At 73.5% G+C, this 26762-nt stretch carries 27 protein-coding genes; 10 read left to right on the top strand and 17 right to left on the bottom strand.

All coding sequences use genetic code 11. The annotated features are described in order from the left end of the window. Positions 1 to 107: 107 nt before the first annotated feature. Positions 108 to 2678, bottom strand: a complete 2571-nt coding sequence (gene lanKC, locus ACWD4U_RS09940) for a class III lanthionine synthetase LanKC (RefSeq protein WP_363450561.1) — start codon at positions 2676 to 2678, stop codon at positions 108 to 110. Between the two features lie 658 nt (positions 2679 to 3336). Between lanKC and ACWD4U_RS09935 the strand changes: the two genes are divergently transcribed. Beyond that, positions 3337 to 4185, top strand: a complete 849-nt coding sequence (locus ACWD4U_RS09935) for an endonuclease/exonuclease/phosphatase family protein (protein ID WP_363450563.1) — start codon at positions 3337 to 3339, stop codon at positions 4183 to 4185. Between the two features lie 23 nt (positions 4186 to 4208). Here the strand turns inward: ACWD4U_RS09935 and ACWD4U_RS09930 are convergent, their stop codons facing one another. The 3 genes from ACWD4U_RS09930 to ACWD4U_RS09920 form a co-directional block, all read right to left on the bottom strand. Then, positions 4209 to 5663, bottom strand: coding sequence for an Ig-like domain-containing protein (locus ACWD4U_RS09930; protein WP_363450565.1), 1455 nt, complete (start codon positions 5661 to 5663; stop codon positions 4209 to 4211). A gap of 4 nt (positions 5664 to 5667) precedes the next feature. After that, the gene (locus ACWD4U_RS09925; protein WP_363450567.1) at positions 5668 to 9471 is read right to left on the bottom strand and encodes a bifunctional glycosyltransferase/CDP-glycerol:glycerophosphate glycerophosphotransferase; all 3804 of its coding nucleotides are present in this window, start codon (positions 9469 to 9471) and stop codon (positions 5668 to 5670) included. Between the two features lie 79 nt (positions 9472 to 9550). Continuing rightward, the gene (locus ACWD4U_RS09920; protein WP_363450569.1) at positions 9551 to 10600 is read right to left on the bottom strand and encodes an LCP family protein; all 1050 of its coding nucleotides are present in this window, start codon (positions 10598 to 10600) and stop codon (positions 9551 to 9553) included. Positions 10601 to 10845: 245 nt separating this feature from the next. Between ACWD4U_RS09920 and ACWD4U_RS09915 the strand changes: the two genes are divergently transcribed. From ACWD4U_RS09915 to ACWD4U_RS09905, 3 genes are all read left to right on the top strand, one after another. After that, on the top strand, positions 10846 to 11589 hold the full coding sequence (locus ACWD4U_RS09915) for a DUF6193 family natural product biosynthesis protein (protein WP_363450571.1): 744 nt from the start codon (positions 10846 to 10848) through the stop codon (positions 11587 to 11589). A gap of 170 nt (positions 11590 to 11759) precedes the next feature. Beyond that, a complete protein-coding gene (locus ACWD4U_RS09910; RefSeq protein WP_363450573.1) occupies positions 11760 to 12482 on the top strand; it encodes a VOC family protein in 723 nt (240 codons plus the stop codon). 682 nt (positions 12483 to 13164) lie between these two features. Further along, positions 13165 to 13929 carry a class I SAM-dependent methyltransferase gene (locus tag ACWD4U_RS09905; protein ID WP_363450575.1) on the top strand — a complete coding sequence of 255 codons (765 nt, stop codon included), beginning with the start codon at positions 13165 to 13167 and terminating at the stop codon, positions 13927 to 13929. Positions 13930 to 14020: 91 nt separating this feature from the next. Here the strand turns inward: ACWD4U_RS09905 and ACWD4U_RS09900 are convergent, their stop codons facing one another. Then, on the bottom strand, positions 14021 to 14272 hold the full coding sequence (locus ACWD4U_RS09900; protein WP_363450577.1) for a hypothetical protein: 252 nt from the start codon (positions 14270 to 14272) through the stop codon (positions 14021 to 14023). After that, a complete protein-coding gene (locus tag ACWD4U_RS09895) occupies positions 14269 to 14511 on the bottom strand; it encodes a hypothetical protein (protein WP_363450579.1) in 243 nt (80 codons plus the stop codon). The genes ACWD4U_RS09900 and ACWD4U_RS09895 overlap by 4 nt, the downstream gene beginning before the upstream one ends. 227 nt (positions 14512 to 14738) lie before the next feature. On the opposite strand from ACWD4U_RS09895, the gene ACWD4U_RS09890 reads away from it, so the two are divergent. Next, positions 14739 to 15944: an alpha/beta hydrolase family protein gene (locus tag ACWD4U_RS09890; protein ID WP_363450581.1), complete on the top strand. Its 1206-nt coding sequence runs from the start codon at positions 14739 to 14741 to the stop codon at positions 15942 to 15944. Positions 15945 to 15964: 20 nt separating this feature from the next. Here ACWD4U_RS09890 and ACWD4U_RS09885 read toward each other — a convergent pair whose 3' ends face one another. From ACWD4U_RS09885 to ACWD4U_RS09875, 3 genes are all read right to left on the bottom strand, one after another. Beyond that, positions 15965 to 16180 carry a hypothetical protein gene (locus ACWD4U_RS09885; RefSeq protein ID WP_363450583.1) on the bottom strand — a complete coding sequence of 72 codons (216 nt, stop codon included), beginning with the start codon at positions 16178 to 16180 and terminating at the stop codon, positions 15965 to 15967. Between the two features lie 47 nt (positions 16181 to 16227). Then, positions 16228 to 16713, bottom strand: coding sequence for a rhodanese-like domain-containing protein (locus ACWD4U_RS09880; RefSeq protein ID WP_363450585.1), 486 nt, complete (start codon positions 16711 to 16713; stop codon positions 16228 to 16230). Positions 16714 to 16902: 189 nt separating this feature from the next. Then, complete coding sequence (locus ACWD4U_RS09875; RefSeq protein ID WP_363450587.1) at positions 16903 to 17301, bottom strand: VOC family protein; 399 nt, start codon at positions 17299 to 17301, stop codon at positions 16903 to 16905. A 94-nt stretch (positions 17302 to 17395) separates the two neighbouring features. Between ACWD4U_RS09875 and ACWD4U_RS09870 the strand changes: the two genes are divergently transcribed. Next, entirely contained in the window at positions 17396 to 18397 is a 1002-nt protein-coding gene (locus tag ACWD4U_RS09870) for a helix-turn-helix transcriptional regulator (RefSeq protein WP_363450589.1), read from the top strand. A 49-nt stretch (positions 18398 to 18446) separates the two neighbouring features. On the opposite strand, the gene ACWD4U_RS09865 is transcribed toward ACWD4U_RS09870, so the two are convergent. Continuing rightward, the gene (locus tag ACWD4U_RS09865; protein WP_363450591.1) at positions 18447 to 18944 is read right to left on the bottom strand and encodes an FBP domain-containing protein; all 498 of its coding nucleotides are present in this window, start codon (positions 18942 to 18944) and stop codon (positions 18447 to 18449) included. 82 nt (positions 18945 to 19026) lie between these two features. On the opposite strand from ACWD4U_RS09865, the gene ACWD4U_RS09860 reads away from it, so the two are divergent. Beyond that, positions 19027 to 19596, top strand: a complete 570-nt coding sequence (locus ACWD4U_RS09860; protein ID WP_363450593.1) for a TetR/AcrR family transcriptional regulator — start codon at positions 19027 to 19029, stop codon at positions 19594 to 19596. 37 nt (positions 19597 to 19633) lie between these two features. On the opposite strand, the gene ACWD4U_RS09855 is transcribed toward ACWD4U_RS09860, so the two are convergent. Continuing rightward, on the bottom strand, positions 19634 to 20269 hold the full coding sequence (locus ACWD4U_RS09855; RefSeq protein ID WP_363450595.1) for a TetR/AcrR family transcriptional regulator: 636 nt from the start codon (positions 20267 to 20269) through the stop codon (positions 19634 to 19636). A 102-nt stretch (positions 20270 to 20371) separates the two neighbouring features. Here ACWD4U_RS09855 and ACWD4U_RS09850 point away from each other — a divergent pair, with 102 nt between their 5' ends. Then, the gene (locus ACWD4U_RS09850) at positions 20372 to 21160 is read left to right on the top strand and encodes an SDR family NAD(P)-dependent oxidoreductase (protein ID WP_363450597.1); all 789 of its coding nucleotides are present in this window, start codon (positions 20372 to 20374) and stop codon (positions 21158 to 21160) included. 122 nt (positions 21161 to 21282) lie between these two features. On the opposite strand, the gene msrA is transcribed toward ACWD4U_RS09850, so the two are convergent. Together msrA and ACWD4U_RS09840 are read right to left on the bottom strand one after the other, a co-directional pair. After that, a complete protein-coding gene (msrA, locus tag ACWD4U_RS09845) occupies positions 21283 to 21789 on the bottom strand; it encodes a peptide-methionine (S)-S-oxide reductase MsrA (protein ID WP_363450599.1) in 507 nt (168 codons plus the stop codon). A 122-nt stretch (positions 21790 to 21911) separates the two neighbouring features. Beyond that, complete coding sequence (locus ACWD4U_RS09840; RefSeq protein ID WP_363450601.1) at positions 21912 to 22472, bottom strand: YbaK/EbsC family protein; 561 nt, start codon at positions 22470 to 22472, stop codon at positions 21912 to 21914. Positions 22473 to 22692: 220 nt separating this feature from the next. On the opposite strand from ACWD4U_RS09840, the gene ACWD4U_RS09835 reads away from it, so the two are divergent. Then, positions 22693 to 23973 (top strand): YhgE/Pip domain-containing protein, encoded by a 1281-nt coding sequence (locus ACWD4U_RS09835; RefSeq protein WP_363450603.1) that lies wholly within the window; start codon positions 22693 to 22695, stop codon positions 23971 to 23973. A gap of 28 nt (positions 23974 to 24001) precedes the next feature. Here the strand turns inward: ACWD4U_RS09835 and ACWD4U_RS09830 are convergent, their stop codons facing one another. From ACWD4U_RS09830 to ACWD4U_RS09820, 3 genes are all read right to left on the bottom strand, one after another. After that, complete coding sequence (locus ACWD4U_RS09830; protein WP_363450605.1) at positions 24002 to 24571, bottom strand: DinB family protein; 570 nt, start codon at positions 24569 to 24571, stop codon at positions 24002 to 24004. Positions 24572 to 24600: 29 nt separating this feature from the next. After that, complete coding sequence (locus ACWD4U_RS09825) at positions 24601 to 24975, bottom strand: VOC family protein (RefSeq protein ID WP_363450607.1); 375 nt, start codon at positions 24973 to 24975, stop codon at positions 24601 to 24603. 206 nt (positions 24976 to 25181) lie between these two features. After that, entirely contained in the window at positions 25182 to 25922 is a 741-nt protein-coding gene (locus ACWD4U_RS09820) for a VOC family protein (protein ID WP_363450609.1), read from the bottom strand. A gap of 102 nt (positions 25923 to 26024) precedes the next feature. Between ACWD4U_RS09820 and ACWD4U_RS09815 the strand changes: the two genes are divergently transcribed. Next, complete coding sequence (locus ACWD4U_RS09815) at positions 26025 to 26198, top strand: hypothetical protein (RefSeq protein WP_363450611.1); 174 nt, start codon at positions 26025 to 26027, stop codon at positions 26196 to 26198. Here the strand turns inward: ACWD4U_RS09815 and ACWD4U_RS09810 are convergent. After that, positions 26188 to 26712, bottom strand: coding sequence for a hypothetical protein (locus tag ACWD4U_RS09810; protein ID WP_363450613.1), 525 nt, complete (start codon positions 26710 to 26712; stop codon positions 26188 to 26190). The two genes, ACWD4U_RS09815 and ACWD4U_RS09810, sit on opposite strands and share 11 nt — an antisense overlap. Positions 26713 to 26762: the final 50 nt, after the last annotated feature.

Genomic DNA, 26762 nt, shown 5'->3' with positions numbered 1-26762 from the left:
CCCGGCGGTCGCCGGAACTCGGGGGCGGCGGGTGGTCCCGGCCGCGGTGGGCGCCCTGGGGGTCGGGGAGCGGCGAGGCTCCTCGGTGCCGGGGCGGGGTGGTGGGCTCAGGCCGGGCCTGCGGGCCAGAACGGCAGTGGCGAGGTGCCGTCGAAGACCGCGGCGAGTGCGGTGAGCACTCCGGCGGTGCCGGTCGCCAGGTCCATGGAGAGCCGGAGCAGTTGTTCGCCGGGGAAGGCCGGCCGCCCGTGGTGGGGCAGCACGTGCCAGGCCAGTCGCCGGATGTGACGGCGGATCAGCTGCGCATCGTGCTCGGCGGGGCGGGAGTCCCTGGCGAGCAGGGCGATCAGTCCGGCGCGGCCGTTGAACAGGCCCGGCTGGACGATGAACTCCGGTGCGGCGGCGGCGCGGATCAGGGCCAGCTGTTCGGCGAGTTCGGGGTCGGGCCGGTGGCGCAGGTAGGCGGCCAGGACGACGGCGATGCCCGCGCTGCCGGACTCCAGGTAGGGCAGCACCCGGGTGCCGTCGTCGACCTGCAGGGTGCCGTCCTCGGCGACCACGCAGCGGGCCAGGTCACGTTCGAGGGCGGTGCGGGCGAGGTCGAGCAGCGCGGGCTCGGCGGTCTGCTCGAACAGGTCGAGCAGCAGCAGGGCGGTTCCGCTGGCGCCGTGCAGGAGTCCGGTGCGGGCGCCCGCCGGGCCGGTCCCGTACAGGTCGAGCCGGGTGACGGCGCGGTCGGCGCTCTCGGCGGCCGCGGCGAGCAGGGTGCGGTCGCCGGTGGCCCGGGCGAAGTGCAGCTGGGCCAGGCCGATGCCCGCCAGTCCCGCGGACAGGTCGGCCCCGTACCCGTCCTGCTCGTCCTTGCCCAGCCGTTCCAGCAGGTCGAGGGCGGCCGGGCGGTGTCCGAGGCGGTCCAGGACGACGGCGGTGCCGTGCGCTCCCACGAACAGTCCGGGCCGGCAGGGTTGGCGTTCGACGGCGTCCAGCAGCCAGCGCACGTGCGCCGGGTCGGGCGTCGCGCCGACGGTGTGCAGGGCCCAGAGGACGCCGGCCGCGCCGTAGGACAGGCCGAGGCCGTCGTGGGTGAACTGCGCGGGGTCGCCGGGGAACAGCCGGTCGGCGCGTTCGGGGGTGGCGGTCGAGGTGATCGCGCCGACCAACCCGTCGCGCAGCCGCGGCCAGCTGTCGGGGTCGCCGTCGAACAGCGCCTCGACGGCCGACGGCGCGGTCTCGCCGCTCCCCTCGGCACCTGCCGTGCCGTTGGTGGCGGCGAGTGGCGCGGTCCGGCCGGGCAGGCGGGTCGCGGGCAGGTAGGTCGCGGGCAGGGCGAAGCGGGCGCGGGCCGCACGGACCAGGCTCCGGCCCTTGCCGGGGTGCAGCGAGGTCAGTGGCAGCAGCGGCATGAAGGCCCACAGGCGCAGGGCGTCGAGCGCGTGCTCGTCGACCGCGAACCCGGTCAGTCCGGCGGGTGCCGCGAAGCCCGCGGCGCCCAGCGCCGGGCGGACGAAGTCCGTGACGGGAGAGGAGAGTTCGAAGTCGACGAAGGCGACGGTGCCGTCCGGCCGGACGATCAGGTTGCGCGGGTGGAGGTCGCCGAAGACGATCCCGCGCTCGTGGATGGCGCGCAGTCCGCGTTCGACGGCGTCCAGCACCGCGAGGGCCTCCTCGCGGTACGCCGCGACGGCGTCGTCGTCGACGTCGGGGTGGATCAGCGGGTAGCGGCGGCCGAACCAGTGGTGCAGGCCCTCGCCCTCGACGTACTCCTGCACCAGGAACCGGTGTTCCCACGCCGTCAGGTCGCCGAGCACCGCGGGCACCGCGTCGACTCCGGCCAGCGCCTCCAGCACCTGCCGCTCGCGGCCGAGCCGCTGCACGGCGTCCTCGCCGCGCTGGTCGAGGCCGGCGTACGGGCGGGCTTCCTTGAGCACCACCTGCGCACCGCCGCCGGACGGCCGGGCCAGGTAGATCCCGCCGCCGTTGGAGAAGTGCAGGGCGCGCTCCACCGTGTACGGGAACGCGTCGACGCTGTTCCCGCCCGCCCCGGCCAGGGCCTCGGCGAGCACGGCGGGCCGCGGTGCCCAGTCCGGCACCTCGAACACGGCGCGGCGCACGTCGGGGCGCAGCCGTCCGGTGGGTTCGCGGAAGGCGAGGACCAGTTCGCCCTCCTCGTTGCGGCAGAACTGCTCGGTGAACGCGCCGTACCGCAGGTGGAGCGGGCCGTTGCGCCAGCGCAGGTCGCTGAGGATGTACGGGCCCGGCGCGCCGTCGAGGGCGGTGTCGAGGTCGGTGAGACATCGTTCCAGCTGCGTGTCGTCGAGGGGGTAGAGCGTCATGAACTTGCCGCTGGAGCCGCGCGAGGCGTACTTGGCGTTCTGCGTCTGCACCAGGGCCGGGCTGCGCAGGAACTTGAACGGCACGCCGTGTTCGAAGCAGTAGGCGCGCACTGTGTCGAGGATCTGCGACGCGTTGTGCAGCCCGGCGCTGACGTGGATCTTCCAGCCCTGGTCGGGCAGCGGGGCGGTCGGCTGGTATCCGGCCCACACCTCGCGCAGGCTGCGGGTCCAGCCGTCCGGTACGGGTTCGGCGACCGCGGGGTACTCGTCGCGGGCCGCCCACTGGACCGGGGAGTCGTAGAAGACCGGATCGGCGTAGGAGTACGCCTCGTAGCGCATGTCCATCGGATCGCTCCATGGCGTGTCGCGGAAGGGAGGACGGTGCCCCTGGCCTGCGGCCGGGAGTGCCGGCCGGGCCTGGTTGGCTGCCCACCGAGAGTCTGCGGTGGGCGGCGCGCGGGGTGCCAGGGCATTCGGAGCGGTTGTCCGGAATCGGCGGGCGCACAGCGGTCGCATGCCCGATCAGGCCGTTCACCTGGGAAGATCACTCCTGGTGATCGCTGCGGGCGGTACCGGCACACCACAGGGGCCGCTCGGCTCCGTCGCTCACCCGGTCGGCCTCGCACTCTTGGCGGAGCGCACAGGGTGCGGGCCGAGCTTCCGGCCGGGAGCCCGGTGTCCGGTATCCGACCGGCGCACCGGCAGCGCGTACCGGACACCGCACAGCCGGACAGCCGGGTGTCGCGCACCGTGCGCCCCGCGGATTGGTCAACTGGCCTGAATGGGAAGAGATTTGATGGTCCATCAGGACCGGCGGGCGGCTCGCGAAGCGGGGGGGGCGGCCACCCCCGCCCCGTCGGCGTCCCGGGGCGGGCCGCAGGCGCCGCCGGATCGGATCGCAGGCGAAGTTATGCTGGGCGTCGTCACAGCTCAGCCGCTTCCGGGGGGACCCTTGCCACGCCGCTCGTTCCGCCTGCCCTGGCCGGGCCGGCGCCGTTGGTGGGTGGCTGTCGTGGCGGTGGTGCTGTTGCTCGCCCTGCTGCCGGTCTTCCGCGCGGGCGGGCGGGACGCGGCGGACGGCCCGCGGTTGACGGTGGCGACCTGGAACATGTGCGGGGTGCTCGACTGGGGCTGCGCGGAGTTCGGCGACGGCGCGGCGAAGACGTCCGCCCTGGTGGGGCTGGTGCACGGGCGCGGCGCACGGGTGGTGCTTCTGCAGGAGGCCTGCGCGGGCGACGTGGAGGCGGCCCGGCAGGCGCTCGGCGCGACCGCGTGGCAGCTGGCCTTCCAGCCGTACGAGCAGGTGGGCGCGGACGGTCGGCGCTCGCCGGTGGCGTGCGGCGGCGGGGCGGAGCGCGGGGACGCCGGGTTCGGGATCCTGGCGAACGCGGAGCTGTCCGGTCAGGTCGTGGTGCCGGCCGCGCAGCCGACGTCCGGTCTTCAGCGCGGCGTCCTGTGCGCGACGGCGGGCGCGGACCTGCGGGTGTGTGCGGCGCACCTGTCGCTGCCGCCGTCCGACCGCTCGCGCCGCGACCTGGAGTTCCGGGACGACCAGTTGGCGGCCCTGCTGACCGCGGCGGGCGACGGTCCGGCGGTCTTCGGCGGGGACTTCAACGCCTCACCGCCGAAGCCGGGCAACAAGGACGCCTGGATCTGGCCCGCCGCCTACTTCGACCGCGTCCAGGAGTGCGACCAGCAGCACCCGGCGCAGCCGGGCGGGCGGGCCACCCACGACAACGGACTGAAGCTCGACTACCTCTTCACGGCCCTCCCCCGGCACGGCTGCCGGCTCGCCGACACCGGGGTGTCGGACCACCGGGCGCTGGTGCTCGAGGTATCCGCCGCGCTCTGACGGGCCGTCCTCCCGACGGGCCGTCAGGTGCCGTACCGGGCGCGGAGGCGCTCGTCGCGGGCGAGGACACCGGCGACGGTGAAGGTGACCCGGGCGGGTTCGGAGGCGCGGTCGTCGGCGGTGACGGCGTAGGCCTCGACGGTGTGTTCGCCGCCGCGCCACTCCCAGGCGGGCTGCCAGGTCCAGTGGCCTTCGGGGGTGACGGGGGTGGCGCCGAGGGAGCGGCCCTGGACGGCGAACTCGACCCGGGCGGCGCCGGGCGCGGCGCCGGTGAGGGCGACCGCGGGTCCGGCGACCAGGCTCTGGTCGGCGGGTTCGGCGATGGCGGGGGCGGGCAGCGGCGGCCGGGGCGGGGTGACGGTGAGGGTGACCTGGGTGCGCGGGCTCTGGTTGCCGTCGGCGTCGACGCCGAAGATCTTGAAGGTGTACTCGCCGGCCTCCCAGGGCTGGCTGAACCGCCGGGTCCAGCTGCCGTCGGCGGCGACCGGCGGGGAGCCCATGTACTTGCCGTTCAGCCACATGCTGACCCGGACCGCGCCGGGGGCCCGGCCAGCGAGCGCGACGGCGTCGCCGGGGACGGTCCGGCCGGGGGCGGGGTGGACGACCTGCGGGCGGGGGAAGCGCTCGGTGGCGGCGAGGAAGGCGTCGATGCCGGCGGTGTCGCGGTCGGGCTGCTCGCCGCCGGCCCGGGCCAGGCCGAACTGCGGGGTGAGGCCGGCCACCAGCAGGTTGAGCAGGCCGAGGACGGCGGGCAGGGTGTGGGCGGTGACCTTGTCGTGGCCGGTGATCTGCGGGGAGTCGTTGTAGAGGACGTTGAAGTGCGGGTAGTCGCGGAACCCGGCGAGGTATGGGGCGACCTGGGTGGTGTAGTGCTCGTCCTGCGGGGAGGTGACCAGGTAGATCCGGGTCTGCCGGTGCGGGCTGGTGGCGACCAGCTGCGGCATCAGCGCGTCGAGCACGGCGACCTTCTCGGGCGTGGGCTGACCCATCATCAGCTGGGCGGCCTCGGGGCGGCGTTCGTGCAGCGCGGTACCGATCCGGAACTGCGGGACGATCGACAGCACGTTGCCGTAGCCGTGGCGCAGGCCGAAGTGGAGCGCCGCGGTGCCGCCCTTGGAGCCGCCGAACATGGTGCACTGCTCGGGGCCGAGGCCGAGCGCCCCGGCGACCTTGGCGATCAGCGCGGCGACGGCCTGCTCGACGGCGAAGTCCATGTCCTTGCACAGGTAGTAGGCGTTGCCGCCGTCGAACAGGTCGCGGATCCACAGGATGTTGGCGCGGACCCGGTCGAGCACGCCGTTGGAGAAGCCGTACTCCTCCGGGGCGGAGAAGTTCGCGAACACCACGACCAGGTGGCGGGTGCCGTGCCTGGCGTGGCTGAACCGGTACTCGACGGGGACCGGGCCGCTGGTGTCGACGCCTTCCAGCACGGTCCGGGCGGGACGGGCGGGGCGGGCGGGGCGGGCCGCTTCGGCCATGGTGTCAGTCCGTTCCTCGGCGCATCAGTTGCAGGTCGCGCAGCCGGGCGGCGGCTGCGTCGGACTCGCGGGGGGTGGTCAGTTCGGCGGGCAGCGGCCACGGGATGCCCTCGAAGGTGTCGAGGGGTTCCGGGGCGGCGGGCGCGGCCGGGGCGGGGACGGGTCCGACGGGATCGAGGTCGCCGCCGGCGGTGAGCGTGGTGTCGACCAGCCGGGCGGAGGCGTAGCCGTCGTCGAGGTCGCAGAAGGCGTCCTGGAAGCGGCGGTAGCGCTCGGCGTAGCTGCGCCGGACCAGGTCGACCTCGCGGATCGCGGTGACCAGGTCGGCGGAGTCGTGCAGCAGCGGGCCGGGGGCGCTGCGTTCGAAGTCGAAGTAGAAGCCGCGCAGGGTGTCCCGGTAGTGCGCCAGGTCGTAGGTGAAGAACAGGATCGGGCGGCCGGTGTTGACGTAGTCGAACATCAGGGACGAGTAGTCGGTGACCATCACGTCGGTGATCAGCGACAGGTCGGCCATGTCGGGGTAGTCGGAGACGTCGTGGACGAAGCCGTCGCCGGCCCGCGGGACGGGGTCGACCACGTTGGGGTGGCGGCGGACCAGCAGGACGTGGTCCTCGCCGAGCCGGGCGCGGGCGTCGTCGAGGTCGATCCGGAAGTCGAACTTGTACCGGCCGGGGGCGTAGTACTGGTCGTCGCGCCAGGTGGGGGCGTACAGCACGACGCGCTTGCCGTCGGGAACGCCGATCCGGCGGCGGATCTCGGCGGCGCGGCGGGCGGTGTCGGGGCGGCGCAGCACGTCGTTACGGGGGTAGCCGCACTCGACGAGTTCGCCGGGGAAGCGGAAGGCGCGCTTGAGGATGGGCGTGGAGAAGCTGTTCGGGGAGACCAGCAGGTCCCAGTTCTCGACCTCGGTCTCCAGCCGTTCCAGGTAGCGCTGGTCGGCGAAGTGGACGGCCTCGATGTCGTGGCCGATCTTCTTCAGCGGAGTGCCGTGCCAGGTCTGCACGACGACCTGGCCGGGGCGCTTGCGGAACCAGTCGGGCAGGTGGTTGTTGGCGACGACGTAGCGGGAGGTGGCGAGCGCCTCGTACCACTCGGGCGACCACATCCGCACGGCGCGCGCGGTGGGCGGCACGTCGACCTGGTCGTCCTTGACCACCCACAGGTGTTCCAGCGGGAGTTGACGCCGGATCAGTTCCTCGTGGACGGCGCGCGGGCTGTCCGAGTACTGGGTGCCCTTGAAGGCGTCGAACAGCACGGTGGGGCGGACCGGGCGCTGCCGGGCGGCGGGGTACGCCTTGGTGCGCAGCAGCTTCTGCCGGTAGGGGCCGCGGGCGTGATCGGGCATCGCGGAGTGCACCTGGAGGGAGAGCCGGTCGTAGCTCTCGGCCTGGAGTTCATAGCGCCGTTGGTCGGCTTCGTGGTCCTGCGGCAGGGTCGGGACGGCGGCCTGGTCGAGTTTGAGCATCAGGTCGGGGAGCCGGTCGGCGGGGGCGACCGGGGCGGGGTCCTGGCGGCGCAGGTAGAGGTCCCAGCGTCCGGCGGCGAGCGGGACGGTGCCGGCCAGGGTGCGGATCCGGGCGGGGGCGAACGCGGCACGGAAGTACTCGCCGCGCCACTCCAGCGGGACGGCGCGCTCGGCGCCCTGGGCACGGGAGCGCAGCATCAGGTGGGCTTCGCGGCGCTGGGCGGGCGGCATCAGGCGGACGGCGGGGTGGCGGCCGACGATCTCCAGGGTGCCGTCCTCGTCCCAGCCGGAGCGGGTGACCAGCGGGAGCGCGGCGCGTTCGAACAGCACCAGGTAGCCGGAGCCGTTGCGGTGGACCACGAGTTCGCGGTCGCCGTCGGCGGTCTGCAGCGCGTCGGGCATCCGGTGGTGGCCGTCGGGGGTGTCCTCGGCCATCACCGGGTACATCGTCATGCTGCGTCCGGCGACGTGGAAGGTGGTCTTCCAGCCGTTGGCGCCGAGTTCCCAGGAGCTGGGCACCGCGCCGTCGGGGTCGTCGGCTGGCGCGGCCCGGTGGGCGGGGACGAGGGCGCGCAGCGGCACCCGGCTGGTGAAGGTGCACCAGCCCTCGCCGCCCGCGGTGAACTGGACGGGGGCCTGCTGTCGGCCGCCGCCGCCGAGGCTGACCAGTTGCAGCCGGCCGGATTCGGGGACGGTGGGCCCGAGGTAGACGCCGCGCAGTTCGAGGTGGCCGCCGGTGACGCGGTGTCCGGTGATCCGGCAGCGGACCACCTCGACCCGCAGCTTGAGCCGGTTCTGCACGAACAGCGGCAGCACCCGGGTGTTCTTGGCGACGTACCGGTAGGGCGGGTTGGCGGCGGTGCCGACGCTGCCGCGGTCGAGGCCGCGGTAGCGGAACAGGCCGCGGCTGAGCACGCCGGCCGCGACGTCCCAGGTGCCCTCGACCCATTCGCCCTTCTGCTTGAGGCGGTTGGTGTCGATGGCGGCGGTGAAGCCGGCCCAGTCGTAGCAGTACCGGTTCTGGTTGGAGTGCTCGGTGGCGTGCGGGGCGTAGACGGTCCGGGCGGGGACCAGCAGCATCCGGTCCTGCTTCTTGTTGCGCAGGGCCAGCGCCTTGACCGACATGTGCCGCTTGTGGACGTTGATGAACCGGATGTAGGCGTTCCCGCTGATCGTCAACTGCTCGCCGTCCCAGTGCACTTCGCCGACCGAGCCGTGCAGGGACAGCTCCTTGCCGAGCCGGTACGCCTTGCGGCCGATGCCGACGGCGCGGTCGCCGAGGTGCGGGTACTTGAGGTACCGGCGCAGTCGGCGCTGGACCGGGATCGGGCCGCCGCGGCGTTCGAACTCGAGCACTTCGAGGAGTTCCTTGAGCCGCCGGCCCCGCACCAGCAGCCACTTGACCCGGGCTTCGGCGGGCAGTTCGCCGATCAGGTCGTCGCCGGCCTCGTCGAGGAAGTCGTTGGCCCACTCCAGGAAGGCGTGGTGGTACTCCTCCTCGGCGTCGGGCAGCACCTTCAGGTGGAGCATCAGGTCGGACTTGAGGCAGGCCAGGTCGTACTGGCGCTTGGAGTCGGCGAAGCGCTTGGAGCGGTGCGAGCCGAGGAAGCGGCTGACCGACTGCACGGCGGCGACCCGGTCGCGCAGGTTTTCGAGTTCGTGGTGGCGCTGGGTGATGGAGGGCGCGGCGCCGGCCTCGCGGCGCCGCCAGTAGTAGACGACGTCGGTGAGGACATCGACCTTGGCGGCCCGGAAGTGCGCGAACATGTTGACCCAGGAGTCCTCGTAGAGGACGCCTTCCGGGAACTCGATGTAGTGGTGGTCCCAGAAGGTGCGCCGGAACAGCTTGTTCCACACCGTGCGGTCGTAGATGAGTTCCGCGAAGTCGGTGATGTGGGTGCCGCGCCGGTTGGCCCGCATCGGCCCCCGGTGCAGCGGGGACTGCCACTTCTTGGTGGAGTTCATCATCTGCACGTTGCCGGAGACGAAGTCCGAGCCGGACTCCTCCAGGCTCTGCAGCAGGATCTCGTAGGCGTGCTCCGGGAGGACGTCGTCGCCGTCGACGAACGCCAGGAACTCGCCCCGCGGGTGCATGGCGCGCAGCCCGGTGTTGCGGGCGTGGCCGGGGCCGTGGGGCTGCTGGCGGATCAGCCGGAACCGCGGGTCGCGTTCGCACCGGGCGCGGGCGATCTCGGTGGACCGGTCGGTCGAGCCGTCGTCGACCAGGATCACCTCGAAGTCGCGGAAGGACTGCCGGGCGATGGACTCCAGGCATTCCTCGAGATAGGTCTCGACGTCCTGGAACGGCACGACGACGCTGAGCCGCGGACGGTGCGCCTGCAACGGATCCTCCCTGCTTGGTCCGGCCTACTTGGTCCGGCCTGCTTGGTTCGGCCTGGTGTGAACGCGGCGTGAAGGTGCGTCAGCCGCGCTTCGCCGCCGCCGGGATCGGCCCGTTCTCCCGCAGCGCCTGCCACAGCCGTCTGGCGGCGGGCTCGTCGGCCACCACCCGGTTCGGGTCGATCCGGTCGGCGACCACGGGCAGCATCAGGGTCTGCATGCGGTCCGCGCGAAGGCCCTTCATGCTCTGTGCGAAGGTCGCCAGGCTCGGCAGCGAGCCCAGGTCGGAGTCGGTGGTCAGCGCCTTGGTGGCGGCGTCCACCACCCCGTAGAGCTTGGTCGGGCTGGACAGGGTGCCCTGCCGCTGGAGTTGGGAGAGCACCGCGAGCAGGAACTTCTGCTGCAGCCCGATCCGGCCCAGGTCGCTGCCGTCGCCTATGCCGTGGCGGGTGCGCACGAACGCGAGCGCCTGGGTGCCGTCCAGGGTGTGGGTGCCGGCCGCCAGGTGCAGCCCGCTGTACTTGTCGTCGATCGGCTTGTCGACGGTGACGTCCACCCCACCCATCGCGTCGACGAGTTCCTTGAACCCGGCGAAGTCGATCTCCACGTAGTGGTTCATCCGCAGCCCGGTCATCGACTCGACGGTCTTCACCACGCAGGCGGGGCCGCCGCCGGTGTAGATCGAGTTGAACATCACCCGGGGCGCGGCCGGCAGTTGCCTGCCGGTGCCGGAGGTGCAGGCCGGGCGGGCGACCATGGTGTCGCGCGGGATGCTCACCACGGTGGCCTCGGCCCGGCCCTGGGGTATGTGCACCACCATCGCGGTGTCCGAGCGCGCGGTGCCGCCGACGTCGCCGCCGGCCAGGTCGCCGTTGTCGCCGGAGCGGGAGTCCGAGCCGAGCACCAGGATGTCCTGCGCCCCGGCCGGCAGCGGCGCCGGCCGGTCCTCGCCCAGCGCCTGGTGCAGGTCGACGGTGTCGAGGTTGCCCTCCAGGTGCCGGTACGTCCACAGCGCGGCGCCGCCGCCGGCCAGCCCGAGCGCCGCCACCACGGCCACACCGGTCAGCAGGATCTTCCTGCCCCGGCGGCGGCGCGGCCGGACGTCGGCCGCCATGTCGTCACTGAGCGCCATGCTGTGCGAGTCCTCCCTGGATCCGGCACTGGTGCGTGCCCGGACCGACACATGCTCTCATGCGGAATTTCCCCTTCCTTCACCTGTTCGATCACGGACCTATACCAGTTCTTTGCGTTTCCATTCCCTAACGCTCCGTCACCGACCGGCTCCGTTCGGATCCCGCCGGCAGCCCGTGCCCGCTGCCGGGGCGAAGGTCCACCGCGCCCGGCTCGAGCCGCTCCCCGTACGGCAGACTGACCGTCATGCCCGCCGATCCCGAGGCCGTCGCCGCAAGCTCGCTCGCCGCCGAACTCGCCGCCACCGCCGCCGCTTCGGGCCTGCGCCTGCCCGAACCGTCCTCGGCGGCGGCGGACCGGATCGTCACCTTCGGCGACGACCCCGCCGACACCTTCGGCGACGCCCCCGCCGAACACGACACCGACCGCTCCCGGGCCGTGGTGATCGGCCGTCACCGCACCGGCAGTTACCACGTCCGGCTCTCCCGGCACGGCGCGATGCTCGCCCACGGCACCACCCCCGATCTGGCCGCGATCACCGCCGCGGTGGCCGCCTGGACCTCGGGCGCCGACCTCGACCGGACCGGCCGGGCCGCCCCGTTCCTGCGCATCCCCGACTGGGCCCGGGCCCACGAGCGCGAACGGCTCGACCCGGTCGAACTGGCCTGGCGCCAGGACCTCACCCGCTGCGAGGTGGTCGGCAGCGGCTGGGACCGCTTCCCGGCCGCCCGCGCCCTGCTGGAGGCCGCCTTCGCCGAGCCGACGCTGCGTCAACTGAGACCCGTGCACAGCCACTTCTCGCTCTGGTTCTCCAACACCGCCGACCACCCCTACCGGCACGTCGGCCTCACCGCCGAGCCGCTGCCCGACGGCCGCTACCGGCTCCACTCGCGCTCCACCGAGGACGAGGCCGAGGAGGTCGCCGACGCCGCCACGGCGGTGGCCCGCCTCCTCGCCGCCCTCCCCCCGGACCTCGGCCCGACTCGCTGAAACGCCGACTCTCCGGCCACCGCACCACGAGGGTCCGGCGCCGCCGCGCCGGGCGATCCCCGCGGTGGTGCCGCGGCGGCAGCCGGTCCGGCGGTACGTTGGGCGACGAGCCTGCACGGCCCTCCGTGCAGCAGGCCGGAGCCCCGGAGCACGGAAGGTGTCGAGCGCGCGTGGACGAGGTCGGCGTGGACGAGGTCGGCGTGACGAAGGTCAGCGGCACGGTCAGCACCGAGGAGGTCCTGGCGGCCATCGCCGACGGCGGGTTGGCCGACTGGCGCAAGCTCGCCCAGCCCCTTGCCGCCCGGTACCGGGTGCCCGGCGCGGTGGCCGGGGCGGCGTTCGTCGCCGCCGTCGCGGCGGCGGCCGAGGCCGCCGGACTCCAGCCCGAGCTGCGGCTCGGCGCCGGCTACGCGGAGGTGGCGCTGTCCACCGTGGACGCGGCCACCGGCGTCCGGGCCGTCACCGCCGCCGACCTGGCGCTGGCCCGCGAGGTCAGCCGGATCGCCGCCGACCACCGACTCACCGCCGTACCGGGCGAGTTGGCGCAGGTGGAGTTCGCCCTGGACACCGCCGACCAGACGACCGTCGGCCCGTTCTGGGCCGCCCTGCTCACCGGCGACGCCGCACACCACCACCCCGCGGACGACGCCGTGCTCGACCCCGGCAATCGCGTCCCCCCGGTCTGGTTCCAGGCCACCGAACCGCACCACCCACCGCGCCAGCGCTGGCACATCGACCTGTGGCTGGCCCCCGAAGTCGCCGACGCCCGCATCGCCGCGGCGATCGCCGCCGGCGGAACCGTGGTGGACGCCTCCCACGCGCCCTCCTTCACCGTCCTGGCCGACCCCGACGGCAACCGGGCCTGCGTCTGCACGGCACTGCGCCCCGGCTGAGGCGGCCGCTCCCCCGCCGTCCCCTCACTCACGCGACGGCGCGACGGTCCGGCTCCACGGTGTCCCCGGACGCCTCCCGATGCGCGGGGTTCTCCGGTCACTTCCATCTGACGACGCACCGGGCCCGGACGCGTTCGCCGTGGTGCCCGAGCACGTCCCGGTCCACACCTGGAACCTGTCCGGCTGCGCCACCGGCCACGCCCCGTCCGGGCGGCACCGCCACACCTTCGGCGGGGTCTCGGACGCGGCGTTCCGGCTGATCCCGCTACTGGAGGCAAAGCACTGGCCACGCCGACTGACGGCCCGTCAGGATGCGTCTCGCGCAGGTCAGACGACCGTACCCGCGTCAGTTCTCCTCGCGGCGCGGCCCGGCGCGGTGGCGGCCGCGGCGGGGGCTGGGCCGGGCAGTGGCCACGGCGGCGGCCAGCACCAAGGGCGTGAGCAGCAGAACCATGGTGAGGTGCATCGCGTTCCTCCTGATCGGGCAGATCGTCCGGTTCCCACCGATGCCGTTCCCGGGCGCACGGCGTCCATGTCGCGCGTCTCGCCGGATCACCCTCCAGGACCGCGAATCCCCCGCTCGGCGGGCCGCCGAACGAAGCTGACACTGCGCCCCCTGACCGGCGGGCGGGGCGGTAAAACCGTTCGTGTCACCCGGTCCTGACGTGCTTTCATGCGGGTCATGGGACACACCTTCGACGAACTGCTGGACGAGGCCGCGGCGGTCTCGGTGGACGGCTGGGACTTCTCCTGGCTCGACGGCCGGGCCACCGAGCAGCGCCCGTCCTGGGGGTACCAGCGGTTGCTGCGTCAGCGCCTCGCCGGCGCCACGGCCGCGCTGGACGTGCAGACCGGCGGGGGCGAGGTGCTGGCGGGCGCTCGCCCGGAGCGCTTCCCGCAGGTGATGGTCGCCACCGAGGGCTGGCCGCCGAACATCGCGAAGGCCACCGCACTGCTCCACCCGCTCGGCGCGGTCGTGGTCGCCAACGCGGAGGACGCGCCGCTCCCCTTCGCGGACGGCGCCTTCGACCTGGTCACCAGCCGTCATCCCGCGATCGTCGACTGGCCGGAGCTCGCCCGCGTCCTCGCCCCGGGCGGCACCTACTTCGCCCAGCACGTCGGCGACCGCACCAACGTCGAGACCAGTGAGTTCTTCCTCGGCCCGTTCGACGTCCCCGACGTCCGCGACCACGAGGTGGAGGCGGCCGCCGCCCGCGCCGCGGGGCTGGAGGTGGTGCAGTGCCGCAACGAGCGGCTGCGCCTGGAGTTCTTCGACGTCGGCGCGATGGTCTACTTCCTGCGCAAGGTGATCTGGTCGGTACCGGGCTTCACCGTCGACGCCTACCGCGACCGCCTGCGCGACCTGCACGAACTCATCGAGCGCGACGGCGCCTTCGTCTCCACCATGTCCCGCACCCTGTTCGAGGTCCGCAAGCCGAGCGTCTGAGCCGACGTCCGGTAGCCGTGCGGTCGCCGTGCGGTCGCCGTCCGGGCTCGGGTCGGACGACGGACGACGGACGGCGGGCGCGCGGCGAGCGTCAGAGCGTGGTGACCGCGAACACCCAGAGGTGGCGGGCCGGTTGGACCACCGCGTAGTGCGCGATCACCGTCTCCGTGGTGACCACCCGCACCGTGTCGTCCAGGTCGTACCGGTCCGCCTGCGGCCACGCCGCCGGGTTGTCCTGGGCCCGCAGCAGGGCGGCCCGCAGTTCCTCGCGCGCCGCGACCGGCAGTTCGGCGATCACCTCGGCCACCTGTTTGGCGATCCGCACCTCGTACCGGACGCTCACCGGCCGAAGACCTCGTCCAGGCCCAGCCCGCCGTCCATCGGCCGCCCCTCGGCCACCCACTGCTGGTACACGGGCGCAGCCAGCCGCCCGGCCCGCTCCGCCGCGCTGCTCCGCCGGTCCGCCTCGGCCAGCGCGGCCAGGTACTCGGCCGTGCTCATGCCCGCCTTCGCGGCGGTGGCCTCGACCCAGGCCGCAAGGCCGGCCTCCATCACCACCGGCTCCAGCTGACGCACAGTCATGGCACGGAGTCTATCCACCCACCCCCCACCCGAAACCGCCCCGCCCGCTCCCGCATCGGCAACCCCCTTCCCACCGGAGCCCGTCGAGCCGGGTCCGGCGATTTGCGGAGGCCCAGTAGGGGTGAACCCGATGGCGTCCCGGAGGCGGCAACGCCGCCCGCTCCGGCGAAGCCCCTACACCCCTGAGGCGACGTCAACTCCCGTTCTCCCGACCTACCGTCGTGGGCATGACCGGTATGCGTCGCACTGCCGCCGCCGCAGCCCTGCTGCTGGCCCTGCCCCTGTCCGTCGTCGCCACCACTCCGGCGCTGGCCGCGCCTTCGCCCGGCGCCGTCGCCACCGCGCCGAGCACGGCCACCGCATCGAGCACGGCCACCGCGCCGGAGGTCGACCACGCCGACCTGCCGCGCCCGACCGGCCGCTACGCCGTCGGCCGGGAGATCCTCCACCTCGTCGACCAGGACCGGCCCGACCCGTGGGTCCCGTCGGCGGGCCCGCGCCAGCTGATGGTGTCGATGTACTACCCCGCGAAGGCCGGGACGGGCGGGCCGGCCCCGTACATGACCCCCGAGGCCGCCCGCCTCATGCTGGACGGAAAGCTGCCGGGCAACACCATCCCCACCGAGGCGGTCACCGCGACCCGGACCTGGTCGGAGTCCGGCGCGCGCCCGGAGCACGGCCGGTTCCCGCTCGTGCTGCTCTCCCCCGGCTTCACCATGCCGCGCACCGAACTGACCAGCCTCGCCGAGGACCTGGCCAGCCGGGGGTACGTCGTCGCGCTCGTCGACCACACCTACGAGAACACCGGGACCACCTTCCCCGACGGGACGACGCTCCCCTGCGTCATCTGCGGCCGGTTCCCCGAGGGCGGTCCCGCGGCCGTGTCCGCGAGCCGCGCGAAGGACATGTCCTTCGTCCTCGACCGGCTGACCGCCCACCCCCACCCCGCCTGGCGCTATTCCCGGATGATCGACGACGACCGGATCGGCATGGCCGGGCACTCGCTCGGCGGCGCGGCGGCCGTCCCGGCCATGCTCACCGACGACCGGATCCTGGCCGGTGTGGACCTGGACGGCACCATGGACTACGAGGTGCCCGCCTCCGGGCTCGACGGCAAGCCGTTCATGATGATCGGCCACCCGCTGGGCGGCGACGAGGACCCCACCTGGACGGACAGCTGGGCCCACCTCGACGGCTGGAAGCGCTGGTTGACGGTCGCCGGCTCCAACCACGGGACCTTCACCGACATCCCGGTGTTCGCGGAGAAGTTCGACCTCCCCGTCCCTCCCGGCAGCACGCTCACCGCCCAGCGCTCGGTGCAGCTCACCCGCACGTACGTCGCGGCCTTCTTCGACCTGCACCTGAAGGGCATTCCGCAACCGATCCTCGACGGCCCGACCGCGAGCAACCCGGAGATCAGCTTCCACCCCTGACGACCCGTGCGGACTGGACTCTAGGCGTAGTCCGCGACGGGCTGGGCGAGTCCCGGGCCACCGGCGTGCGGTGACGGGACGTAGCCCTCGGGCGGCCGGGGCAGGGCCTGCAGGCAGGCCGCCGAGCAGGCGTTGACCAGGAGCGGCAGGACGTCGGTGGCGACGCGCAGCGAGATCCACGCCTGGTTCCTGCGCCATGGCGCCCACGATACGAGGACGCGAGCGGGCCGGATCACTCCGGGTCCCCTCGGCCGCGGCCCACGCCCCTTATCCCCGGGCGAGTTCAGCAGGCGCAGGAGATGCCCGAGCGCGGCGCGGTCAGGTCGTCGATCGGACGCTGCTGGGTGCCGGCGGCCGAGTCGTACGCGAAGCCCTCGCGGACCCAGTACTCGAAGCCGCCGAGCATCTCCTTGACCTGGTAGCCGAGCCGGGCGAAGACCAGCGCCGCACGGGTGGCACCGTTGCAGCCGGGGCCCCAGCAGTAGGTGACCACCGTCTGGCTCGGCTCGATCAACTCCGGTGCCAGCTCGGCGATCCGCGCAGTCGGGATGTGCAGCGCTCCGGGGATGCGACCCTGCTCCCAGGCGACCTCACTGCGGGTGTCGACCACCACGATGCCGGGCACGCCGGACGCGAGGTCGGTGTGCACGTCCGAGACGTCAGCCTCGAAGGCGAGCCGGGCGGCGTAGTGCGCAGCGGCCTCGGCCGGGGCGGCGGCGGGCACGCTCAGGACGGCGCTGGTGATCTCGGTGGAAGCGGCAACAGACATGCGGAGGCCTCGCGTTCGTACTGGGCGGAACGGAATCCGGCGAACGGCCCCGGGTTCCCCCGGCCGCCGCCGATGACCTCATCCTCTGATCACCGACCCCACCCCGGCGAGTGGCGTAACCGCCTGAGACCGCCAAGATCCCGCCAAGCACGACCCCGTCCCCGCCCGCTCGGCCGTGCGGCTGATCGTTCAGCGGGCGAATTTCTCGATGGCCTCCGGCGTGACGGGGGTGAAGAAGTTGACGAGGTTGCCGTCGGGGTCGCGGAGCAGGAGCGAGCGGTTGCCCCAGGGCATGGTGGTGGGCTCGGTGACGAAGTCGGCGACGAGACCGGTCAGGTTCCGGTGGACGTCGTCCACGTCGGCGACGAGGAACTCGATGATCACGGAGTGGTTGTCGGCCGGGCGGGCGGAGCCGGGTGCGAACAGGGCCACGGTGCGGGTGCTGCCGATCGCGAGGGTCGCGCCGGCGGTCCGCAGTTCGGCGAAGTCCTCGGTGGACCAGTCCGCCCGCACTCCGGTGGCTCGCTCGTAGAAGTCGACGAGGCGCGCGATGTCGCCGGTGATGATCCGCGTCGAAACGAAGTCCATGGTGCTCTCCTCGGGTTGGTGGAGTCGTTGCACCTCGGACGTTAGAGCAGATAGTGGACAGAATCGGTCCGGTATCGACGCTAGGCTCGTGGACATGGCTCGACCCACCAGCCGCGTGCTCACCCTCCTGGAACTCCTGCAGTCCGGCGGCACCAGGACGGCGGCCGAACTCGCCGACCGGCTCGGCGTCGACGGGCGCACCGTGCGGCGGTACGTGGACCACCTGGTCGACCTCGACATCCCCGTCGAGGCGGTCCGTGGCCGCTACGGCGGGTACCGGCTCGCCCCGGGGTACCGGATGCCTCCGCTGATGCTCAACGACGACGAGGCGCTCGCCGTGCTGCTCGGCCTGGTCGCCGGCCGCAGGACGGGGTTGCTGACAGCTCCCGAGACGGCACCCGGGACCGCGGGCGAGACGGCAGCGGCCAAGATCCGCCGGGCGCTGCCCGAGCGCCTGGCCCGTCGGCTCGACGCCGTCATGGAATCGCTCGCCTTCACGGCTCCGCCGGGTGAGTCGGCCACCCCGGAGACCGGGGTCCTGCTCGCCGTCGCCGATGCGGTGCGACATCGCCGCCCGGTCTCGATCAGGTACACCGGCCGGGACGGCCGGCGAAGCGAACGCACGCTGCACCCGTACGGGATCGTCACCCATGCCGGCCGGTGGTACGTCACGGGCACCGATCCCGGGATCGGCCAGGACCGGACGTTCCGGCTCGACCGCATCGCGGACGCGCGGACGCTGCCGGGCTCGTTCGAGCCGCCCGCCGGACTCGACCCGGCTCAGCGCGTCCTGTCGGGGCTCGCCGAGGCCGCGTACCGGCACGAGGTGACCCTGCGGATCCACGGGACGGTCGATCAGGTCCGCACCCGGCTCCCCGCCAGTGTCGCGAGCGTGGCGGAGCCCGCGCCCGAGGAGGGAGCGGATCCGCACGCCGAGCGGTGGCTCCACGTCGAACTGCGCGCGGAGCGGCTCGACTGGCTGCCTCCCGTCCTCGCCTCGCTCGACCGGCCGTTCGTCATCGAGCGGCCGGACGAGCTCCGCGACCTCGTCATCGCGCTCGCCGACCGGCTCACCGCCTCCGCCCGCCGAGCCTGACGCCGCCGTCTCCCGCGGCCCCGAGCGCGGCACCGGACCCGACGCGGTGTCACTTCGCCGCTTCGCCGCGCACCTTCGCGAGGAACGCCGCCACGTTGCCCACCATGCGGTCGATCCGCTGCTCGGTGGTGAGGGACTCGTGGATCTTGGTGCCGGTCTCGCGGAGGCCGCGGACGTAGAGCGGGCAGGCGAGGTCGGCGCACATGTAGGCGCCGACGGAGTTGCCCTGGCGGCCGGCGGGCCCGGCCAGCGGGGCGACCAGGAGCGAGACGCCGCCGGTGTGGGTGGTGACGCAGAGGGAGCAGATGCTGCGGCGGGGCTGCCAGGAGGACGGGCTGGAGGTGCGCAGGACGATGGCCTGCGGGCGGCCGTCGAGCTCGGCGACCAGGTAGGCGCGGTCGGGGGCCTGGGGGTCGCGCCAGCCGAGGAAGTCGAGGTCGTCCCACGGCTGTTCGGCCAGCTCCCGGGGCAGGTTCAGGCGCTTCGCCTCGCCCTTGGAACAGTTCAGGAAGGCGGCGCGGATCTCGGTGTCGTTCAGTTCTCTCACGAAAGGCCACGCTAATTTGCCTAAGCCCTTTAGGCAAACGCATAATCGACGCAGGACGACGATCGAGGAACAGGAGGCGGCCGTGGCACGTGCCGGCCTGACACCCGAACTGCTGACCCGCGCAGGGGCGGAACTCGCCGACGAGGTGGGCTTCGAGCAGGTCACCGTCTCGGAGCTGGCCCGCCGCTTCGACGTGAAGGTCGCCAGCCTGTACTCGCACGTGCGGAACTCGCAGGACCTGAAGACCCGGATCGCCCTGCTCGCCCTCGCCGAACTCGCCGACCGCGCCGCCGAAGCGGTGGCCGGCCGCGCCGGACGCGACGCCCTCGCCGCCTTCGCCGAGGCCTACCGCGGCTACGCCCGCGAACACCCCGGCCGCTACGACGCCGCCCGGCTGCGCCTGGACCCGGAGACCGCGGCGGCGAGCGCCGGCGTCCGGCACGCCCAGCTGACCAGGGCGATCCTGCGCGGCTACCACCTCACCGAGCCGGCCGAGACGCACGCGGTACGCCTGCTCGGCAGCGTCTTCCACGGCTACATCAGCCTGGAGTCCGGCGGCGGCTTCGCCCACACCCCGGTCGACCCTCAGCAGTCCTGGGACTGGATCGTCGACTCCCTGGACGCCCTGCTCACCGCCCGCGCGAGCCACTGACCCGCCGTCAGCACCCGCGCCACCAGCACGACACCCGTCAGCACAGTTCCTCGACCGGCGGTTCCAGCGGACGGTCCCCCGGCGCGGGAGCGAGCCCGCGCAGCACGTGTTCCAGCACGTCGTCCAGCACCTGGTCCAGCGCCGGCCCGGCGATCTGCCCGCCGGCCGCCCGGGCGGCGACGCCGTGGACGGCGGTGAACAGGACGCCGAAGACGCGTTCGATGCTGCCGTCCCGGACCAGCCCCTCGGCCTGGCCCTGGGCGATCACCCGGTGCACCTCGGTCTCCAGGGGCAGCCAGGCCTGGTGGAGTTCGTCGGCGACCGCCGGGTCGTGCTTGCGGCTGAAGGTGAGTTCCAGCAGCGCGGGCCGCTCGGCGGCGAAGTCGACGTACGCGCGGGCGAAGGCGCGCACCCGGGCGTCGAACTCCTCGCCGGCCTCGGCGAGTCCGGCGTGCGAGGCGGCGGTGATCCGTTCGATGCCGGTCAGCGCGAGGGCGTCCAGCAGGGCCTGCTTGTCGCGGAAGTGCCGGCTGGGCGCGGCGTGGCTGACGTCGAGCGCGCGGGCGAGCTCGCGCAGCGAGAGTGCGTCGGCGCCGCGCTCCTGGAGTGCCCGCTCGGCCTGGTCCAGGAGGGCGGCGCGGAGGTCTCCGTGGTGGTAGCGGCCCGTTCGCATGAGCTCATGATAGGCGAGTGTTGCCGTTGACCACATTGTTGACACCGACTACATTCGGGTGTTGTCACCGCCAACATCTCCGACGAGCCCGAGGTAACCCCGATGGACTTCACCCGCAGCACCGTCCTGATCACCGGTGCCTCCACCGGCATCGGCGCCGCCTTCGCCCGCGAACTCGCCGCCCGCGGCGCCGACCTGGTGCTGGTCGCCCGCACCGAGGAGCGGCTGACGGCGCTCGCCGCGGAGCTGTCCGCGGCGCACGGCGTCGCGGCCCGCCCGCTCGCACTCGACCTGGCCCGCCCGGGCGCGGCTGCCGAACTCCAGCAGCGTCTGGCCGAACTGGACATCGTCCCGGACGTGTTGGTGAACAACGCGGGCTTCGGCATGCACGGCCCGCTGGCCGCGGCCGACCCGTCCCGGATCGCCGCCCAGGTGCAGCTGAACTGCCTGACCCTCACCGAGCTCACCACCCGTCTGCTGCCCGGCATGGTGGCCCGCGGCCGCGGCGCGGTGCTGAACGTGGCGAGCACCGCCTCCTTCCAGCCGATCCCGGGCATGGCGGTGTACGGGGCGACCAAGGCCTACGTGCTCTCGTTCACCGAGGCACTGGCCTACGAGCTGAAGGGCACTGGGGTGCGGGCGCTGGCGATCTGCCCGGGCGCGACGGACACCCCGTTCTTCGAGGTGATGGGCAACGAGGTGACCGGCCCGGGCGGCAAGCGGCGCCCGGAGCAGGTGGTCGCGACGGCGCTGGCCGCCCTGGCGAAGGGCCGGTCGAGCGCGGTGGACGGCCTGCTCAACCGCCTCACCGCGGCCGGCCCGCGCCTGCTGCCCCGCCGGGTGATCCCGGCCGTCGCCGCCCGCTTCACCCGCACCAGCGCTCTCGTCTGACGCCCCGTCGACCGCCGGACGCACGACGGCGGGCCCCCGGGGACACATAGATCCCCGAGGGCCCGCCGTCACCGACCGACCGTCACTGACTCACCGTCACCGACTGGCCGTCAGCAGCGCCGTCAGGCGGTGTCGCGCACCGGCAGCTTCCAGTTCGGCCGCGGGAAGTGGCAGGTGTAGCCGTCCGGGTAGCGCTCCAGGTAGTCCTGGTGCTCCGGCTCGGCCTCCCAGAAGTCGCCGAGCGGGGTCACCTCGGTGACCGCGTCGCCCGGCCACAGGCCGCTCGCGTTGACGTCGGCGATGGTGTCGATCGCGGTGGCCTTCTGCGCGTCGTCGGCGAAGAAGATCGCCGAGCGGTAGCTGCTGCCGATGTCGTTGCCCTGGCGGTTGAGCGTGCTCGGGTCGTGGATCTGGAAGAAGTACTCCAGCAGCGTGCGGTAGCTGATCCGCTCCGGGTCGTAGACGATCTCCAGCGCCTCGGCGTGGCCGGGGTGGTGGCGGTAGGTCGCGTTCGGCACCTCGCCACCGGTGTAGCCGGTGCGGGTCGACTCGACGCCGGGGAGCTTGCGGATCAGGTCCTGCATCCCCCAGAAGCAGCCGCCGGCCAGGACAGCCCGGTCCGTGGTCATCTCGTTCTCACTCCTCGCGTTGGACTCGACTCGGTCCGCCCGGCTGCCACCCCGGGAGGACCATCTGCTCCAACCTCCGCAAGCCCCCCGGTGTTCCCGGGCGACACCGTCCCACCTCCGGGTCAGCCCGCCAGCCCGTCCAGCACCTGCGCCCCGGGGAGCGCGGCGACGGCGCTGCCGGGCAGGATCAGCTTCCCGCGGCGCCGTCCGCTGCCGACCAGCACCCACCCGGCGGCGGCCACCGACGCGTCGACCAGCAGCGGCCAGTGCGCGGGCAGGCCGACCGGGGTGATCCCGCCGTACTCCATGCCGCTCTCGCCGACCGCGGTGTCGATCGGCGCGAACGACGCCTTCCGCGCGCCGAGGTGGCCGCGCACCGCCTTGTTGACGTCCAGGCGGGTGGTGGCCAGCACCAGGCCGGCGGCCAACGTGGTCTCCCCGCCGCGCTTGGCCGCGACCACCACGCAGTTCGCCGACGCCTCGGCCGGCACCCCGTACGCGGCGCAGAACACCGCGGTGTCGGCCAGTTCCGGGTCGGTGTCCACGTAGAGCACCGACCGCGCGGTCTCCGCGTCCCAGTTCTTCAGCGCCTCGGCCACCGGCGCGGCCAGCTCCGCCACGGCGTCCACCGCCCGGCGCACGTCGGGGAAGTTCCCGAACGGCGCCCTCACCTGCTCGTCCATGCGCCGACTCTAGCGAACGGGCCGTGGCCCGCCGTGCCACCTGCGCGGCATCGCGGCCCAGCCCGCGCACCGCCTGCGGCTGCGGCGTTCGGGTGAGCGCCGCCGGTGTCGCGCCGGTGCGGCCCCCGGGCGCGCCTATGGTCGTGGATGCGCCCCGCCCGGGGCCCCGGCCCCGGCCCAGCGGCGGTGGGGGCCGACGGTGACGAGCGGCTGGAGCGCCATGGCGACCGGGAACCCTCCGCATCAGCAGGCCCCCGCGGCGCGCGCCGGACGGGTGCTGGGCCGCTGGCAGCTGTGGCTGGTGCCGGGTGTGCTGTCCGCACTGGTCGCACTGTTCCTCTCGCTCCTCTACATGGGCGGCATCCTGACGCCCTCGGACGACCTGCACCGGATGCCGATCGCCCTGGTCGACTCCGACGCGGGCCCGCCGCTGCCCGGCCAGTCCGCCCCGATCGGCGCCCAGCTGGCCACCACGGTGGTGGCCGGCACCCCGCCGGGCCAGGTCCAGTGGCGGCAGCTCACCGCGGCCCAGGCCCAGGACCAGCTCGCCTCCGGCAAGGTCTACGGCGCGCTGGTCGTCCCGCCCGACTTCACCCGCTCCGTCGCCGCCCTGACGACCGGTCAGGCCACCGCCCGCCCGGTGCTGGAGGTGCTCACCAACCCGGGCGTGGGCTCGCTCGGCTCCTCGCTGGCGAGCCAGATCACCCAGCAGGCGGCGCACGCCTCGTCCGCGGCGATCGGCAAGCAGCTGGCGGCGGCCGCCACCGACGCGACCTCGACCACCCGGGTGCTGCTCGCCGACCCGGTGGACGTGCGGGTCCGGCCCGGCCATCCGATCGGCCGGCACACCGGGCTCGGGCTGTCCGCCTTCTACTACACGCTGCTGCTGGTGCTGGCCGGGTTCCTCAGCGCCAACCTGGTGCACAACGGCGTGGACACCTCGCTCGGCTACGCGGACAGTGAGATCGGCCCCTGGCACACCCGCCGTCCGACCGTGCCGATCGACCGCACCCAGACCCTGGTGGTGAAGATGGGCATGACCGCGGGGCTCTCGGTGGTCACCACCACGATGATCATGCTGGCCACGGTCGGCGTCCTCGGCATGGACGCCCCGCACCTGCCGCTGCTGTGGCTCTTCTCGTGCTGCGCCTGCCTCGCGGTCGGCCTCGGCGTGCAGGCGATCAACGCCGCGTTCGGCAGCATCGGCCAGCTGGTCTCGATGTTCGTCTTCATCGCACTGGCCCTGCCGTCCTCCGGCGCGACCATCCCGCTGGAGGCCACCCCGTCCTTCTACCGCTTCCTCGGCACCTTCGAACCGATGCGCCAACTGGTCGGCGGCGTCCGCGCGATCCTGTACTTCGACGCCCGCGCCGACGCCGGTCTGACCCGCGCCTGGGTGATGATCGCCGTCGGCCTCGCGGGGGCGCTGCTGTTCGGCTTCGCGATGGCTCGGTACTACGACCGCAAGGGCCTGCACCGCATGGTCCCCACCCCGTCCTGACGGGCCGTCACCTCCGCCGGACCCGGACTCACTCGTCCAGCGCGGCCCGCCAGATCCACGACTCCCGCCGCGGCCGTCCGCGCAGCTCGCCGCGCCCGGTGCACCAGAGCAGGACGGGCAGCGGCTCGCCCGCCGGGGCGTCGGGGAACAGCCGGGCCAGGACCGCGGCGCACAGCGCGGCGGGCGGCGTCCAGTCGACGCCGAGGCCGAGGGTGATGTCGTGGGTGTGCAGCAGGACTTCGGCGACGCCCATGGCGGCGAACCCGCCGGGGTCGCACGGCCCCCAGTGCCAGGCCCGCAGCCCGGGGTCGGCGCCGGCCAGCACGGCGCCCAGCATCCGTCCGCAGGCCATCGCGACCCGCAGCACCTCGTCCGGGGTGGCGCTCGCCCGGACGGTCAGGTCGAACGGCAGGTAGCCCTCGGTGGGACGGCCCGCGACCTGCCCGGCGTACCCCAGCAGGTCGTGGCCGATGTGCACCAGGGTCTCCCGGCAGGTCCACTCCAGCGGACCCGCCGGGACGCCCCAGTCGGCGGCGGTGTGCGGGGCGAGGACGGCCTGTGTCTCCGCCAGGGCGGCAGCCAGTTGCTGATGGTCCATCAGGCCATCCTCGCACCCGCCGCCACCGCCTACAGGTAGGGCCGGGTGAGCAGCTCGATCGCGTGGCCGGACGGGTCCTTGAAGTACACGCCGCGGCCGCCGTGCTCGGTGTTGGTCTCGCCCGGGCGGCGCATGTGCGGATCGGCCCAGTGCTCGATCCCGCGGTCGCGGATCAGGCCGTAGGCGCGGTCGAACAGCTCGTCGTCGACCAGGAAGGCGTAGTGCTGCATCTGGATCTCCACCGGCGGCTCGGCGAACTGCAGCAGCACCCCGTCGGCGAGCGTGAGGTTGGTGAACGGCCCCCAGGAGGGGGCCTGTTCGGCCTCCAGCAGGTCGCGGAAGAACCGCGCGGAGACCTCGCGGTCGGTGGAGGCGATGATGGTGTGGTTGAACGTGGCGGGCATGGACCCCTTCTTCGGCTCGGCGTACTGACGGACTCTCGTACTGCCCGAGCAGTCGGAGGTCCGCGCGCCGCGCGCGCCGGGCTCAGCCGCCCACCGGGTCACCCGTCCGTGCGTGGCTCGTCGCCGTTCCGGTGTTCACACCCGTCACCGTACGTCCTGGCCCGCCCGCGCCACAACGCCTTTCGGGAGCGGCCGCCGACGCCGCGTCAGTGCAGGCCGAGGACGCAGAACTCGTGGCCCTCCGGGTCGAGCAGGCAGGTCCACGGGACGACGCCCTGGCCGACGTCGAGGTCGGTGGCGCCGAGCGCGCGCAGCCTGGCCACCTCCGCCGCCTGGTCGTCACCGGGGTAGGGCAGCAGGTCGACGTGGACGCGGTCCGGCACGGTCCGCTCGTCCGGCGTGCGGAGGAACTCGAGGTACGGGCCGCCGCCCTTCGCGGACCGCAGGGTGGCGTGGTCGTCGGCCACCTCGTGCACGGTCCAGTCGATCGCCTCGCCCCAGAACCGGGCCATCACCCGCGGGTCCGCGCAGTCGATGACCACCGCGGCGATCGGCCCGGTGTCCCGGTACACCTCCCGCGGCTCCAGCACGCAGAACTCGTTGCCCTCCGGATCGGCGAGCACCGTCCACGGCACCTCGCCCTGCCCGACGTCCACGGGCACCGCCCCGAGTCCGCGCAGCCGCGCGACCAGCTCCGCCTGGTGGGCGGCCGAGGTGGTGGCGAGGTCGAGGTGCACCCGGTTCTTCGTCCGGGTCTTGGCCTCCGGGACGGGCACCACGTCGATCCCGACCATGACCGGGTGCGGCCACTCGGGACCACCGACGGGCCCCACGTACGTGGTCACCCCGGGGCTGTACGCGGTCCAGCCGAGCGCCTCCGCCCAGAACCCGCCGACCGCCACCGGGTCGACGGCCTTGATGATCACATGAACGGGTCGCAGCGCCATGGCAGGCATCCTACGCACCCACCGCGGGAGGAGTGCTGATGCCCCGTCACCCTGACGGACTTGAGAGGATCGTGGAACGGGAGTCCAGGACGAGGGGGTCCGGTGGAGATCATCGAGCGCGTGATCGGCGCGCCCGGCGAGGGTGTGCTGGTGGAGCCGGTCGGCGGCAGCGCCGTGGGCGTGCTGGTGCTGGCCGGACATCGTGGCCGTCCTCGCCGGACCCGTCGTCCTGCCGAGCTGACGCCCGAGAGGTCCTCGGCCCGGCTCAGACCGTGAAGAGCGGCTCGTACGGGGTGCCCTCCGGGGTGAAGACCAGCACGAACTCCTCCCCGAGCCGGGTGGCCACCTCCCGCAGGCGGGCCAGCACGTCCTGGTGGTCCGGGAGGTGGAGCTGGAGGGCTGCGGCGGCGCGGTCCCGCTGGGCCGCGAGGTCGGGCATGTCCTCGAGGTACTCGGCCTCCAGCTCGCGGCTCTCCTCGGCCGTGAACCCCTGGCAGTCCCGCCACCACGGCACGACCAGCAGCAGCCGCACCAACTCGGGCAGCCCGACGGCGATCAGGGCCGCCCCGCCCTCGGAGTCCGCGTAGAGCACGGGACGTTCCTCGCCGCCCTCCCCGCAGAAGAAGTACGTCCCACCGGCCCCGTCACCGGCGAACCCCTCGAGCGCGGCGCCCGAAGCCAGGTGCACCTCCTCGACGTGCTCCCCCCGCCCCAGGTCGAAGTCCCCCGGCCAGGCGAGAAACCGCGCGGCCTCCTCGTGCTCCCGAATGGCAGCGATCAACGATTCCATGGCCCGCAGCGTAGGGTCCGCTCCCGACAGCCGTGCGGGTTTGGCTCCCA

The organism is Kitasatospora sp. NPDC002522, from assembly GCF_053595195.1.
Note: the sequence above shows the minus strand (reverse complement) of the source record. Positions and strands in the feature narration are given on the sequence as shown.